General features: G+C 60.2%; 14 protein-coding genes. 7 read left to right on the top strand and 7 right to left on the bottom strand.

Features of this window, described 5'->3' with window-relative positions; all coding sequences use genetic code 11:
• Positions 1-203 precede the first annotated feature (203 nt).
• The gene (locus ACP15U_RS10725) at positions 204-626 is read left to right on the top strand and encodes a tellurite resistance TerB family protein (RefSeq protein WP_425045143.1); all 423 of its coding nucleotides are present in this window, start codon (positions 204-206) and stop codon (positions 624-626) included.
• A gap of 22 nt (positions 627-648) precedes the next feature.
• Here the strand turns inward: ACP15U_RS10725 and dacB are convergent, their stop codons facing one another.
• Together dacB and ACP15U_RS10715 are read right to left on the bottom strand one after the other, a co-directional pair.
• Positions 649-2145 (bottom strand): D-alanyl-D-alanine carboxypeptidase/D-alanyl-D-alanine endopeptidase, encoded by a 1497-nt coding sequence (gene dacB / locus ACP15U_RS10720; RefSeq protein ID WP_425045142.1) that lies wholly within the window; start codon positions 2143-2145, stop codon positions 649-651.
• Positions 2146-2232: 87 nt separating this feature from the next.
• Positions 2233-2841 carry a nicotinate-nucleotide adenylyltransferase gene (locus ACP15U_RS10715; RefSeq protein WP_425045141.1) on the bottom strand — a complete coding sequence of 203 codons (609 nt, stop codon included), beginning with the start codon at positions 2839-2841 and terminating at the stop codon, positions 2233-2235.
• A 154-nt stretch (positions 2842-2995) separates the two neighbouring features.
• On the opposite strand from ACP15U_RS10715, the gene ettA reads away from it, so the two are divergent.
• Positions 2996-4651: an energy-dependent translational throttle protein EttA gene (gene ettA, locus ACP15U_RS10710; RefSeq protein ID WP_425045140.1), complete on the top strand. Its 1656-nt coding sequence runs from the start codon at positions 2996-2998 to the stop codon at positions 4649-4651.
• Between the two features lie 365 nt (positions 4652-5016).
• On the opposite strand, the gene ACP15U_RS10705 is transcribed toward ettA, so the two are convergent.
• Positions 5017-5307, bottom strand: a complete 291-nt coding sequence (locus tag ACP15U_RS10705; RefSeq protein WP_425045139.1) for a hypothetical protein — start codon at positions 5305-5307, stop codon at positions 5017-5019.
• Between the two features lie 247 nt (positions 5308-5554).
• Here ACP15U_RS10705 and ACP15U_RS10700 point away from each other — a divergent pair, with 247 nt between their 5' ends.
• Entirely contained in the window at positions 5555-5761 is a 207-nt protein-coding gene (locus ACP15U_RS10700; protein ID WP_425045138.1) for a cold-shock protein, read from the top strand.
• 49 nt (positions 5762-5810) lie between these two features.
• Here the strand turns inward: ACP15U_RS10700 and trxC are convergent, their stop codons facing one another.
• Complete coding sequence (gene trxC / locus ACP15U_RS10695; RefSeq protein WP_425045137.1) at positions 5811-6236, bottom strand: thioredoxin TrxC; 426 nt, start codon at positions 6234-6236, stop codon at positions 5811-5813.
• 76 nt (positions 6237-6312) lie between these two features.
• Positions 6313-6699 carry an acyl-CoA thioesterase gene (locus ACP15U_RS10690; protein WP_425045136.1) on the bottom strand — a complete coding sequence of 129 codons (387 nt, stop codon included), beginning with the start codon at positions 6697-6699 and terminating at the stop codon, positions 6313-6315.
• Between the two features lie 210 nt (positions 6700-6909).
• On the opposite strand from ACP15U_RS10690, the gene ACP15U_RS10685 reads away from it, so the two are divergent.
• Positions 6910-7467, top strand: a complete 558-nt coding sequence (locus ACP15U_RS10685) for a L,D-transpeptidase (protein WP_425045135.1) — start codon at positions 6910-6912, stop codon at positions 7465-7467.
• A gap of 42 nt (positions 7468-7509) precedes the next feature.
• The gene (locus tag ACP15U_RS10680) at positions 7510-8043 is read left to right on the top strand and encodes a DUF4329 domain-containing protein (RefSeq protein ID WP_425045134.1); all 534 of its coding nucleotides are present in this window, start codon (positions 7510-7512) and stop codon (positions 8041-8043) included.
• Between the two features lie 21 nt (positions 8044-8064).
• Here ACP15U_RS10680 and ACP15U_RS10675 read toward each other — a convergent pair whose 3' ends face one another.
• Both ACP15U_RS10675 and ACP15U_RS10670 read right to left on the bottom strand, forming a co-directional pair.
• Positions 8065-8682 carry an SOS response-associated peptidase gene (locus tag ACP15U_RS10675; RefSeq protein WP_425045133.1) on the bottom strand — a complete coding sequence of 206 codons (618 nt, stop codon included), beginning with the start codon at positions 8680-8682 and terminating at the stop codon, positions 8065-8067.
• Between the two features lie 10 nt (positions 8683-8692).
• Positions 8693-9325: an arylesterase gene (locus tag ACP15U_RS10670; protein ID WP_425045283.1), complete on the bottom strand. Its 633-nt coding sequence runs from the start codon at positions 9323-9325 to the stop codon at positions 8693-8695.
• A gap of 51 nt (positions 9326-9376) precedes the next feature.
• Between ACP15U_RS10670 and ACP15U_RS10665 the strand changes: the two genes are divergently transcribed.
• A complete protein-coding gene (locus ACP15U_RS10665; protein ID WP_425045132.1) occupies positions 9377-10072 on the top strand; it encodes an ABC transporter ATP-binding protein in 696 nt (231 codons plus the stop codon).
• The gene (locus ACP15U_RS10660) at positions 10069-12597 is read left to right on the top strand and encodes an ABC transporter permease (protein WP_425045131.1); all 2529 of its coding nucleotides are present in this window, start codon (positions 10069-10071) and stop codon (positions 12595-12597) included. The genes ACP15U_RS10665 and ACP15U_RS10660 overlap by 4 nt, the downstream gene beginning before the upstream one ends.

Raw genomic sequence — 12597 nt, 5'->3', positions numbered from 1 at the left:
AGCCGCCGCGCTCCAAAGTTTTCGATGGCGCACAAAAAAACCCTAAGGCTTCCCGCGTCAGGAAACAGTAGAACTTTCCTCCGGAGTCAAACGGTCGACCGGGCCGCAGCGAAGGATTGACGCAAAAACCCGAACCGGGTGTTGAACCCTTCCTTGCGGCTCCGTATCGTGCACAGGCAGAAAACGGCAATCAGGACAGGACAATGACCGAGACGCCTACCCATCCGATGACACCTCAGGATTGCCTCGTGGCGATCATGGTTGCTGTCTCAGCTTCGGATGAAAACATCCGCACCGCCGAATTGGTCAAGATCCAATCCGCTGTGAACATGCTTCCGGTTTTTGCCAATTACGACATAGACCGCATACAACGTGTGTCGCAAACCGTGTTTGATCTTTTCGAACAGGAAGACGGGCTGGACGCATTGTTTGGTCTGATCCGCGGTGACCTGCCGGAGCGGCTGCATGAAACCGCCTATGCGCTGGCCTGTGACGTGGCAGCTGCCGATGGGTCACTGGCCGAGCCAGAACTGAGACTGCTCGAAGAAATCCGCCACGAGCTAAACATTGACCGCCTGCATGCAGCCGGGATCGAACGTGGGGCTCGCGCGCGCCACGTGGTCTGATCGCGCGTCGCTGGTCTGACGGTCAACTACCATAGACTCGCCCCCAGCGCTCAATGAGTGCCTGCTGGAGCCTTTTCGATTGCCGGTTCCACGCTCTTGCACCCTCGGGGCGTTCCCGATCTGCACGCTTGATCCGCGACCGGGTCTTGGTGTCCGCCGTGAATATGGCAAAGGCCATTTCGGTGCCGTCGCCAGCAGTCATGTAGCCACCCAGCCCGGACACGAAATTCAACGTCCCGGTTTTGGCATCCACTCGGATCGAGTGTGATTTGTCGACCCGCCCCTTGGAATCCCGCATCGGAAACGTCTTGAGCAGAGGGCGCAGGTCGACGGTTTTTCGCGCCGCCACCAGCGCTCCAACCAGATCCTGCGGCGTCATGCGTGAAGCGTCCCCGAGCCCCGAATGGTCAACCAGCCGTGTGCCGGACATTCCATAGCGAGTCGCGGCCCAACTGCTCATCTCCTGACCCGAAGCCCGAAGGTTGGCGGGCTTTTTCCCACGCGCGACGGTCGCCGACATTCCGACCATTTCGGCGGTAAGGTTGTTGGAGTACTTCAACATGTTCTGGACGATTTTCTGCAAATCTACGCTCTCATGAACCGCCAAAACCTGACCACCCTTCGGCAGAACCCGTGTTGTTTTGGCCGCTTTCAAAACAATCCCGTTCGAACGTGCCAATGTGCGGAATACGTCCCCTGCATAGGCGGCCGGCTTACGAACCGGCAACCACCGCGCGCCTCCCTTGCCCAAAGCTCCGCTTGCCACGGTCCACTGGTCGCGTCCCTGCTTGTCGGCATAGGTGTACACAGGCAGCGACCTCTTCATGACTTTCATCCGGGCAATGTCCACCTGCGGGCGGTATTTCTCGGTTCTTGCGTCCATTGCCACCGAGTAACCTTGCCCCGAGCGTTTCCACTCGAAATGCACGCGGTTGAAGTTCAGGGCGATCCCCGACACTGCCGGGCTGTATCCGACATGATCCGGTTGATCGGGGTCGATGCTGGCAACAAAAGGAAGCGCCCCGTCACAAACCTTGAATTCACCGCGGACCTCCCGCACACCCGCAGCCTTGAGGTTTGCCGCAAGGCGCGCCAACCCATCCGTGTCCAGCGTCGGGTCGCCGCCGCCCAGCAGTATAAGATCACCTTGAACAACCCCGTTTGCCACCCCCCCGGTTGCCACCAAACTGGTCTCGAACCGATAAGAAGCACCGAGCGTTTCCAGCGCATAAAGCGCAGTCAATGCCTTTGCTACACTGGCTGGCGGCAATCCCTTTCCACCGCCCAGTGCCTCCAGTTCCAACCCGGTCTCGGCATGAGCCACTGCGCAGACGACCTCTCCCCGCAGGCCTGCCCTTGCGACAACGGATTCGACTCCGCCCGATGCCAGTTTCACCGCGCGTGCACTGCGCGGTTGCGGTCTCAGAGACGTGGCCGGTGCGTTCGCCCACGCGGTTCCAACAGGGATCAACGCGGACAAGCCGCTCAGAAAAACTCGGCGGGTTAGTTTTGCGGTCATGCTTCGATTAAATGGCAGTCAATCAAGTCAGACAAGCGCCCATTTTCATGTTTTTCTCACCTGTCGCAGCAAGGACTCTGAGCAGCATCAGCGACTGGAAACCCAAGTACCCTTCTCGCGGATTGCAGTCGAACTGTGCGGCATCATAGGCATGTTAACGAAACACCATGCCGGTGCCTCTGCGCGGCCCAGCATGTGAGACGCCTGCCCGTCCAGCCTGAATTGCCTGTAGATCTGAGCGGCCGGAGACATGCGGGCAGAGATTCGATCACCCGGGCGAGCCACAACCCCTACTGGAACCGAGTCCAGAATCTGACGCCAACGGTCCCAATTGTGGAACTGCGCAAGGTTGTCCGCGCCCATGATCCACACAAACCGCACGCCGGGGCACCGGGCCTGCAACGCATCTAGGGTGTCAATTGTTGCCCGGGTACCCAGTTGCTCTTCGATCCCGGTCACCTTGACCCTCGGATGTTGCATCAGGCTTCTGGCCGCGGCCAGCCGCTGCTCCAGCGGAGCCGGACCCCGCTCCTTGAGCGGGTTGCCCGGGCTGACCAACCACCACACCGCATCGAGGCCAAACTTCTTGAGAGACGTCCGGGTAACGTGAACATGACCCTCATGCGGCGGATCAAAAGACCCGCCGAACAGACCGATGCGCTGTCCGGGACGTGCAAAAGGAACTCCGTTTCTCATCGGACCGTTGATGCACCTAAACCGCCCGGAAAATCAATCGACGGAATGCTTACAGCTGTCCCGGATCGCCGGTCTCATTCAACGCCGCATATTGCCCTTGCCCGGCTCTGTGGATAGACAACGGCGTCGATCACATCCAAGCCCGGAGCAAACCATGGCCGCCTATCAATATGTCTACCACATGCAGGGTGTCTCCAAGACCTATCCCGGTGGCAAGAAATGCTTTGAGAATATCCACCTAAGTTTTCTGCCCGGCGTAAAGATCGGTGTGGTCGGCGTAAACGGCGCCGGTAAATCCACCCTGATGAAGATCATGGCCGGTCTCGACACCGATTTCACCGGCGAGGCTTGGGCCGCAGAGGGCGCCAAGGTCGGGTATCTGCCGCAGGAACCCGAGCTCGACCCAAACCTTTCGGTGCGCGACAATGTCATGCTCGGCGTAGCCGCCAAAAAGGCCAAACTGGACCGGTTCAACGAACTGGCGATGAACTATTCGGACGAGACCGCCGACGAAATGGCGCAGTTGCAAGACGAGATCGACAGCCAGAATCTCTGGGATCTCGACAGTCAGGTCGACGTATCGATGGAGGCGCTGCGTTGTCCGCCCGACGATGCCGATGTCGCGACACTTTCGGGTGGTGAGAAACGCCGCGTCGCGCTCTGCAAACTTCTGCTGGAAGCACCTGACATGCTGCTTTTGGACGAACCGACCAACCACCTTGACGCCGAGACCATCGCTTGGTTGCAACAGCACCTGATCGACTACAAGGGCACCATCCTGATCGTCACCCACGACCGCTATTTCCTCGATGATATCACCGGCTGGATCCTCGAACTCGACCGCGGCCGCGGCATCCCCTACGAAGGAAACTACTCCGCGTGGCTGGAACAAAAGGCCAAGCGGCTGGAACAGGAAGCCCGCGAGGACAAGGCCAAGCAGAAGACACTGGAACGCGAGCTGGAATGGATGCGTCAAGGCCAGAAGGCGCGTCAGGCCAAGTCCAAGGCCCGGATCGCCGCCTACAACGAAATGGCCAACCAGTCCGAACGCGAAAAGCTATCCCGCGCTCAGATCATCATCCCGAACGGCCCGCGCCTGGGCAGCAAAGTAATCGAGGTGGAAAACCTCGCCAAGCACATGGGCGACAAGCAGTTGATCGAGGATCTGACCTTCTCGCTGCCGCCCGGCGGCATCGTCGGCGTGATCGGCCCGAACGGTGCGGGTAAATCCACGCTGTTTAAGATGCTGACCGGTCAGGAAGAGCCCGATTCGGGCAGGATCGAACTGGGCGACACGGTGAAACTCTCCTATGTCGATCAGTCCCGTGATGATCTGGCCGACAATGACACCGTGTGGGAGGCCATCTCGGGCGGGGCGGAACTGATCGAACTGGGCGACGCTCAGGTCAACTCCCGCGCCTATTGCTCGTCGTTCAACTTCAAGGGTGGCGACCAGCAAAAAAAGGTCTCGCTTCTCTCGGGCGGTGAACGCAACCGCGTCCACATGGCGCGCCTGCTGAAAGAAGGCGGCAACGTCATCCTGCTCGACGAACCTACCAACGACCTTGACGTGGAAACCCTCCGCGCTTTGGAAGACGCACTCGTAGATTTCGCCGGTTGCGCCGTGGTCATCTCGCACGACCGCTTCTTCCTCGACCGCATCTGCACGCACATCCTCGCCTTTGAGGGCGATGCCCACGTGGAATGGTTCGAGGGCAATTTCGAGGACTACGAAGAGGACAAGAAGCGCCGCCTGGGACCGGACGCGCTGGAACCCAAGCGGTTGAAGCACAAAAAGTTCGTTCGATAAATCGCTCCGCGAATCGCGACCGGGTGCGAGGCAGCGTCTGCGCAAGCAGGCGCGTTCGCATCACGACTCACTCGAATCCTGCAACGCGCACTGCACTCACTGAACTTCAACCCTCCGCCTGCATCTTCCCTCCCGTCGCGACATACGTTCCGGGTCTGACACGCCCGGCGCATCAGGAAACGGGCCCCTGCTGGCACCAGGGGTGCATTTGACAGCTATCATGGCGCGGGAGAGATCCCGTTCCTTCTTCCGACTGGCGGCGCCGCCTTTCTTATCAGGCAATCTCCGGCACCAGACAGGACATATCAGGCACATGGGGCAAGCTAGCCCTAAAAACCCCGGCGGCCGAAGGGCGGCTCGGGCCGTCAGAGTTCGGCCACGACCTCGCCCTTCATCTCGCCGGTCAGGCGCGAGAAATCTTCGGTATGGACCTTCTCCCGCACTGCGGCGATCGCGGCTTCGGCGGCATCCCGCGTGGCGCCGTCCGGCCATTCCGTTATCGCGGCACTGGTGCGCTCGCTGGTGCGCACGACTGTAATCCGTGTCGCGCCCAACGCCTTGAGCGCCGGCATCCTCTTGTCCAGAATACTTCCCAGCGTGAGGTCGTAATCGGCCCCGTCCGCATTTTCCCAGGTGGTGATCGTCACATAGCGCATCTTTCCCTCCCCTATTCATGTTGCGGTAGGGCAAGTCTAGCAAATCCCTGAAGATTTGTCCGGGTCCGACAGCAGGATCTCGAAACCTGCACTTGTCAGACGGCTCTCTGACTGCCATATCTCTCGGTGCTAACGTTTTTCTATTTCGACCACTGTCTCCGTCCTCCGGCATTCAGTCTATCGATACAGACGACGACGCCGGGCTGCCGCAATCACGTGGGCAGCAAAAATAAAGGAGACCACGGATATGCCCAGCGGTACCGTGAAATGGTTCAACACCACTAAAGGCTTCGGCTTCATCGCACCTGACGAAGGTGGCAAAGACGTGTTTGTACACATCTCTGCTGTCGAGCGTTCGGGCCTGACCGGCCTGGCCGACAACCAGAAAGTCACGTACGAGCTGCGCGCCGGCCGTGACGGCCGCGAAAGCGCCGACGATATTGCTCTGGCCTAAGGCCTGCAGCCGGACGGGCCGCTCGGCCCGTCCAACCCACTTTCCAATTCTATCCCTGAACCCAGCCGACAATCTGCCCCGCGCGCATTGCACCAGACTGGCGTTTTTTCTCCTTACCTCGCTCAAAGGCCACCATGGTCGGAATACCGCGGATGCGATATCGTCCGCCGGTTGACTGGTGTTTCTGAGTGTCCAGTTTTACCAGACGCGCTTTGCCATTGAGGGATTTCGCAGCCTTGGCGAATTCGGGCGCCATCATCTTGCACGGCCCGCACCACGGTGCCCAGAAATCCACCACAAGCGGTAAATCGTCGTTCCGTGCTGCTTTCTCCAGCCGGGCTGGATCCACGTCCACAGCTTGCCCGGTCATCAACCCTACGCCACATTTTCCGCATTTCGGGTCCGATGAGAGTTTTGCGTCAGGCACGCGATTCAATTGGCCACAGCCAAGGCAGGTCAGGGTCTTGTCGCCCACTGATATCCTCCTCCGACGAGTTCGCAGTTAACATTCCAAAAATCAGATAGGTCTAGAAGCGCCCCGCTGCAAGCACCTAGCTTTCGACCGGTCTTGGTCGTCCGTGTTCGTCGATGGCCACAAAGGTGAACACCGCTTCTGTCACCTTTTCCCGGCCACCATGACGTTCTCGCAATGCCCATGCTTCAATCTCGATCGCCATTGATGTCCGCCCGATCCTCTGCACGTGGCTGTATATGCACAAAACGTCGCCCACACCGACCGGTCGAATGAACTTCATCGCATCCACTGCCACGGTTGCCACCCGCCCCCGGGCGCGGGCCCCGGCGGTGATCCCGGCGGCAATGTCCATCTGGCTCAGCACCCAGCCGCCAAATATGTCGCCGTTCACATTCACATCCTTGGGCATCGCCAAGGTGCGCAGAGTCAGCTCGCCCTGCGGTTGGATCTCATCCATATTCATTTCTCCTTGCTGTTGTGCCCAGTAAAGCGGGCCGAACCGGCCACCGCAACGTTCATCCGGCTCTTTACGGCCTGATGTTCAAATGTGTCACCTGTGTTCTGGGAGCCGCAGACTGAACATCACTTTTCCGAGACTTCCGCCAAATCCGTTGACCACCACGGGGCCGACCCCGACAATATGCTTTACGATTAACCAGTTCAGAGGCCGACCATGCTTACCCGCCGCTCCTTTCTTGCCGCAACGGCTGCCGCCAGTGCCTTGCCGCAGGTAGCATCGGCCAAAAAGGCGACCGAATTCGACCCAACCCCGCAAGAGGTTCGTATCAAGAAACACTATGAGCCGGGGCACCTGCTGATCCTGCCGCGCTCATTCTACCTTTATTTTGTGACCGAGCCTCGGAAGGCGATCCGCTATGGATGTGGGGTCGGCAAGGCCGGACTCGAGTTTTCTGGCTCGGCGACAATCGACGTCAAAAAGGAATGGCCGACATGGCGCCCGACGCAGGAAATGATCGAGCGCGACCCACGGACTTACGCCAAGTTCGTCGACAATGACTACATTCAACCCGGCGGACCCGAAAATCCGCTCGGCGCCCGTGCGCTGTACCTGTTCCAGAACGGTGTCGACACCTATTTCCGGATCCATGGCACCACACAGCCGCAGACGATCGGTCAGGCTGCCTCGAACGGGTGTATTCGAATGCTGAACGAACATGTCATCCACCTGTACGAACGCGTTCCGATCGGCACACACGTCACCGTTCTCTAGGTGGCGCTCGGTGTGGCAAGATCCATACTCACGGAGAGCCGCGTGATCCTTGCCCTCGCCCTGCTCCTGACCGCTTGCGTGTTTCAGCCGCTGGGGACCTATCTGCCACCACCGCCCGAACAGGTCGAGCGGGTCAAGGCGCGCTTCGCGCCGCTGCAACAGCTGTCTTTCGCCGCCCAATATGAGTATTGTGGCTACCTCGGACGGGCAGAGGACCAGACCCCCACCTTTACCGAGATGGTGCGCGGTGGCCATGACGGCTGCACGCCGAATTTGCCAAAACCGGGCATCACCCCGATCGCGTCGCTTCACACGCACGGCTCATACGATCCCGACGTTCCCGCCGAGTTTCCGACCGTCCGCGACATGGAGAGTGACCGGTTCGAAGGGGTGAACGGCTATATCGCAACCCCCGGAGGGCGGCTCTGGTATATCGACAGTCGCGCGATGGTTGCCGTTCAGCTATGCGGTTTGGGTTGCTTGCCACAGGATCCTGAGTTTCACGCCGGCGACGATGGTGAAATCGCCGAACGTTATACGTACGCAGAGTTGAAAGAGCTGGAGAGCGTGTTCTGAACGTCTTCGCCGGAAACGGCCTTACGGGCCGGACCAATCCACGCCCTTTGCCAGTTCGATATCCAACAAACCATCAGGCCAGGGCACCATCAGGGAAGAAACAGTTTCGGGAATACCCGTCAGCCAAAGCGGCACGTCTTCGGGGTGCAACAATACCCCCATTCTATGATGAACCCGGTCGACATCGGCATTTGGCGGGCAGGTCACAGTTGCCAACTGCAAAACCTCCTGCCCCCCCGGTGCAATCCATTTATCGGTGATGCAGGCAAAGTAAAGGAACCCACCGGCTTTCGGGGACAGCCGCCACGCGGTCTTGGCTCTGGCCTTCCCTGTCCATTCATACCAGCCATTGACCGGCAGAACCGCCCGGCCTGTGCCGGAAAAGGCGCTCTTTCCGAACAATGTCTCCGAACGCGCGTTGATGATGGTCTCCATCACCGGTCGTCCGCGTGCATTGACCCGCCCCACGGGGATCAGGCCCCAACGCATCCGCTGCCACCCGCGCGGAGAAAGCGCACAAACCTCCTGGCCGGGCTGAATGTTGAAACGCGGTGAATCCGGCGCCAGGTCGCCCAGCGCCGGCCCAAGTTCAGCAGCCGCTGCGGAGAGAGACTCAGTCAAAAATAATCGTCCCGGCATCCTCTTTGCCTCATTCAACGGACGCGATCAGTTTCAGAACATGCGGTCCTAACGCGGTTACGATTCGGGTCACACCTTCCGAATTTGGGTGAATTCCGTCATTCTGCATCAAGCTGCGCGCCGCCTCGGGGTCTCCACCGGCGTTCAGCCCCGCGAAAAAATTTTCTGCGTAGAATGTTCCGAACTTTTTCGACAAGTCCGGATAGATCGCTTCAAAATCCTCTTTGTAGACCGCCCCATAGTTGCCCGGCGCCTGCAACCCGACCAGCAACACGGCTACCTCGGCGGCCTCTGCAGCGCTCAAAATTGTTTCCAGATTATCCCGCGCAACCGCAGGTTCGATCCCGCGCAACACATCGTTGCCACCCAAAGCCACAATCATCGCGTCCACCTCGGGCGTGAGCGTCCAGGCCACTCGTGCCGCGCCTCCTGCCGTGGTATCACCGGAAACTCCGGCGTTGATCAGCTCCGCATCAACCCCCTGATCCAAAAGCCAACGCTCAAGCTGAGGCACAAAACCCTCTTCGGGTGGCAACCCGTAGCCCTGCGTAAGACTATCTCCCAGGGCGGCCACAGTGACCGGTCCGGCTGTTGCCGCAGCGCCCCACAAAACAGAAACCAGAACCAGCATGACCTTGCGCATGAACATTGGCGCTCCATATCCAAAGAACAGACTTTTCAGGGAACCGCGCCCGTGACGACTCCAATACTCTCCCTCAAAGATGCGACTTTGTCGCTGGATGGCAATGCCGGACGTGTGGACATCCTTCATGGCATTACGCTGGACGTTGCCAAAAGCGAGACCTTGGGTCTGGTCGGCCCATCCGGATCCGGCAAGTCTTCGCTGTTGATGCTAATGGGTGGACTTGAACAGGCCAGCGGCGGAACGATCACTGCGCTGGGAAATGATCTGACCGCAATGGATGAGGACGCACTGGCCAGATTCCGCCGCGACCATATGGGGGTGGTGTTCCAGAGTTTTCACCTGATCCCCACCATGACCGCTCTCGAAAACGTTGCCACGCCGCTTGAGCTGGCAGGTCATCGCGACGCCTTCGACCGCGCCGCCGACGAGTTGCAGACCGTTGGGCTGTCCCATCGGGCAGGTCACTATCCCGCACAGCTTTCCGGAGGCGAACAGCAACGGGTGGCACTGGCTCGTGCCTCTGCGCCGCGCCCGCATATCTTGCTGGCGGACGAACCCACGGGCAATCTGGACGAGACCAACGGCAGCGCAATCATGGATCTGCTGTTCGGTCTGCGTGACCGACACGGCGCAACTTTGGTCCTGGTGACGCATTCCAACGCGCTCGCGCAGAGATGTGACCGCGTGGTCCGGCTGCGGGACGGGCGCATCGCTGAAACAGATCAGCAAGAGGCCGCGGAATGAGCCTGGGTCTTGCCGCCCGGTTTGCCCGTCGCGAACTGCGTGGAGGACTGCGAGGTTTCCGCATCTTTTTAGCATGCCTTGCGCTGGGCGTAGCAGCCATCGCCACCGTCGGCAGCGTTCGCTCGGGCATCGAAGCCGGATTGACCCGCGAAGGCGCTGCCCTTCTCGGCGGGGATGCCGAAATGGAGTTCACCTATCGTTTCGCATCGCAACCTGAACGCGACTGGATGCAGGACACGGCACAGACCGTTTCGGAAACCGTGGATTTCCGCTCGATGGCCGTGGTGGAACGTGATGGGCAGACCGAACGCGGCCTGACCCAGATCAAGGCTGTCGATACCGCTTACCCTTTGATTGGAAAGGTGGGGCTTGAACCTAATATCTCCCTGCCCGATGCACTGTCCGGCAAGGATGGAGTTCCCGGTGCGGTCATGGAACGGGTGCTGATTGACCGGCTCGGTCTGAAGCCCGGCAACCACTTCCGGCTCGGAGAACAGGACTTTGTACTCATGGCAATGCTCACCCATGAACCGGACGGCGCCGCCGCCGGTTTTGCGTTGGGCCCGCGAACCATCGTCGCCACCGAGGATCTGTCGGCCTCGGGGTTACTTGCCCCCGGCACACTATTTTCAACCCGCTACAGGCTCGATCTACCCGAAGGAGCAGATCTTCCAACCGTCGCAAACGAAGCACAATCCCGGTTTGAGGAATCCGGCCTGCGCTGGACCGACGCTCGCAACGGCGCACCCGGTGTTGCGGAATTTGTAGCCCGCCTTGGTGCCTTTTTGATCCTCGTGGGCCTCTCGGGTCTCGCAGTTGGCGGCATTGGTGTTTCGGCGGCTGTGCGCAGCTATCTCGACAATAAAACCTCGGTCATTGCGACTTTGCGCACGTTGGGCGCGGATCGGGCCACGATATTCCAGACCTATTTCCTGCAGGTCGGAGTGCTCTCGCTGGTGGGTATCGTCCTTGGACTCGCCCTGGGCGGGTTTGTTCCGATCCTGCTGGGGCCGCTGATCGAAGCGCGCTTGCCGATACCTGCAGTCTTTGCTCTCTATCCCGCTCCGCTCGCCGAGGCCGCGCTCTATGGCGTGCTGACCGCACTGATCTTTACCCTCTGGCCCCTTGCCCGAACCGAAGAGGTCCGCGCCGCCTCCTTGTTCCGCGACGCCTTGGCGGCGACAAGGTTGCTGCCGTCGCCCCGATACCTGATCTCCATTGCGGCAGGTCTTGCCGTTTTGGTCGGCACCGCTGCCTATTTCAGCGGCTCGGCCGAGTTGACACTCTGGACCACTGGCGGACTTGCGGCAGCGTTGCTGCTATTGGCAATCATGGCATGGGTCGCTCGCCGACTGGCGCGCATGTCTAGCAAGACTTCGCGCGGAAAGCCGGCCTTTCGCTGGGCGCTTGCGGCAATCTCCAGCCCCCGCGAAGGCGCCGGTTCGGTTGTGCTGTCGCTCGGACTAGGGCTGTCGGTTCTTGCGGCAGTCGGGCAGATCGACGGCACTCTGCGCAATGCAATCTCGGGCAACCTGCCTGATGTCGCGCCGTCGTACTTCTTTGTCGATATCCAGAAGGACCAGATGCCGGGCTTCGAAAACAGGCTGACTGGCGACCCTGCGGTCAGCCGCATCGAAAGCGCGCCGATGTTGCGAGGCATCATAACCCGTATCAACGATCGTCCCGCACGCGAAGTGGCCGGTGAGCACTGGGTACTCCAGGGCGACCGTGGTGTCACCTACTCTGACAGCAAACCGGCCAATGCCACACTGACGCAGGGCGAATGGTGGCCCGAGGACTATTCCGGTCCACCTCTGATCAGTTTCGCCGCCGAAGAAGGCGCTGAAATGGGACTGTCGCTGGGCGATCGACTGACAGTGAACATTCTCGGGCGCGACATCACCGCTGAAATAGCCTCTTTCCGCGAAGTCGATTTCTCGACCGCAGGAATGGGCTTCATTCTAGCCATGAATCCCGGAGCGCTTCAGGGTGCACCACACAGTTTCATTGCAACCGTATACGCCGAAGAACAGGCCGAAGCCGCGATCCTGCGCGACCTCGCCGGCCAGTTTCCCAACATCACCGCAATTCGGGTTCGTGACGCCATCGACCGGGTATCGGGTATGCTGGCCGGTCTCGCCGCCGCGACGTCCTATGGCGCCGGCGCTGCGCTACTGACCGGTTTTCTGGTGCTCATCGGCGCCGCTGCGGCCGGGGAGCAGGCCCGCACCTATGAAGCAGCCGTTCTCAAGACACTGGGCGCCGCCCGCAACCGTATCCTGCTCAGCTTCGCCTTGCGGGCGGTTCTGTTGGGAGCCGCCGCCGGCGTTGTCGCACTCGGAGCCGGAATCGGCGCCGGCTGGGCGGTCAGCACCTATGTTCTGGATACCGAGTTCAGCGTGATATGGAGCTCAGCGCTGGCCATCGTGTTGGGAGGAATCGCCGCCACGCTTACGGCCGGGCTGCTGTTCGCTTGGCGCCCGCTGGCCGCCAGACCCGCACATGTTCTGCGGGCCCGGGAGTAG

Source organism: Primorskyibacter sp. S87 (assembly GCF_049801055.1).
GTDB lineage: Bacteria > Pseudomonadota > Alphaproteobacteria > Rhodobacterales > Rhodobacteraceae > JBNAGF01.
The sequence above is the reverse complement of the archived record's forward strand: the minus strand, read 5'-3'. Positions and strand labels throughout refer to the sequence as shown.

Bases quoted from the DNA above. Each gene is read 5' to 3' on its own strand.
- ACP15U_RS10725 (WP_425045143.1), top strand. From the start codon at position 204: ATGACCGAGACGCCTACCCATCCGATGACACCTCAGGATTGCCTCGTG.
- dacB (WP_425045142.1), bottom strand. From the start codon at position 2,145: ATGACCGCAAAACTAACCCGCCGAGTTTTTCTGAGCGGCTTGTCCGCG.
- ACP15U_RS10715 (WP_425045141.1), bottom strand. From the start codon at position 2,841: ATGAGAAACGGAGTTCCTTTTGCACGTCCCGGACAGCGCATCGGTCTG.
- ettA (WP_425045140.1), top strand. From the start codon at position 2,996: ATGGCCGCCTATCAATATGTCTACCACATGCAGGGTGTCTCCAAGACC.
- ACP15U_RS10705 (WP_425045139.1), bottom strand. From the start codon at position 5,307: ATGCGCTATGTGACGATCACCACCTGGGAAAATGCGGACGGGGCCGAT.
- ACP15U_RS10700 (WP_425045138.1), top strand. From the start codon at position 5,555: ATGCCCAGCGGTACCGTGAAATGGTTCAACACCACTAAAGGCTTCGGC.
- ACP15U_RS10690 (WP_425045136.1), bottom strand. From the start codon at position 6,699: ATGAATATGGATGAGATCCAACCGCAGGGCGAGCTGACTCTGCGCACC.
- ACP15U_RS10685 (WP_425045135.1), top strand. From the start codon at position 6,910: ATGCTTACCCGCCGCTCCTTTCTTGCCGCAACGGCTGCCGCCAGTGCC.
- ACP15U_RS10675 (WP_425045133.1), bottom strand. From the start codon at position 8,682: ATGCCGGGACGATTATTTTTGACTGAGTCTCTCTCCGCAGCGGCTGCT.
- ACP15U_RS10670 (WP_425045283.1), bottom strand. From the start codon at position 9,325: ATGCGCAAGGTCATGCTGGTTCTGGTTTCTGTTTTGTGGGGCGCTGCG.
- ACP15U_RS10660 (WP_425045131.1), top strand. From the start codon at position 10,069: ATGAGCCTGGGTCTTGCCGCCCGGTTTGCCCGTCGCGAACTGCGTGGA.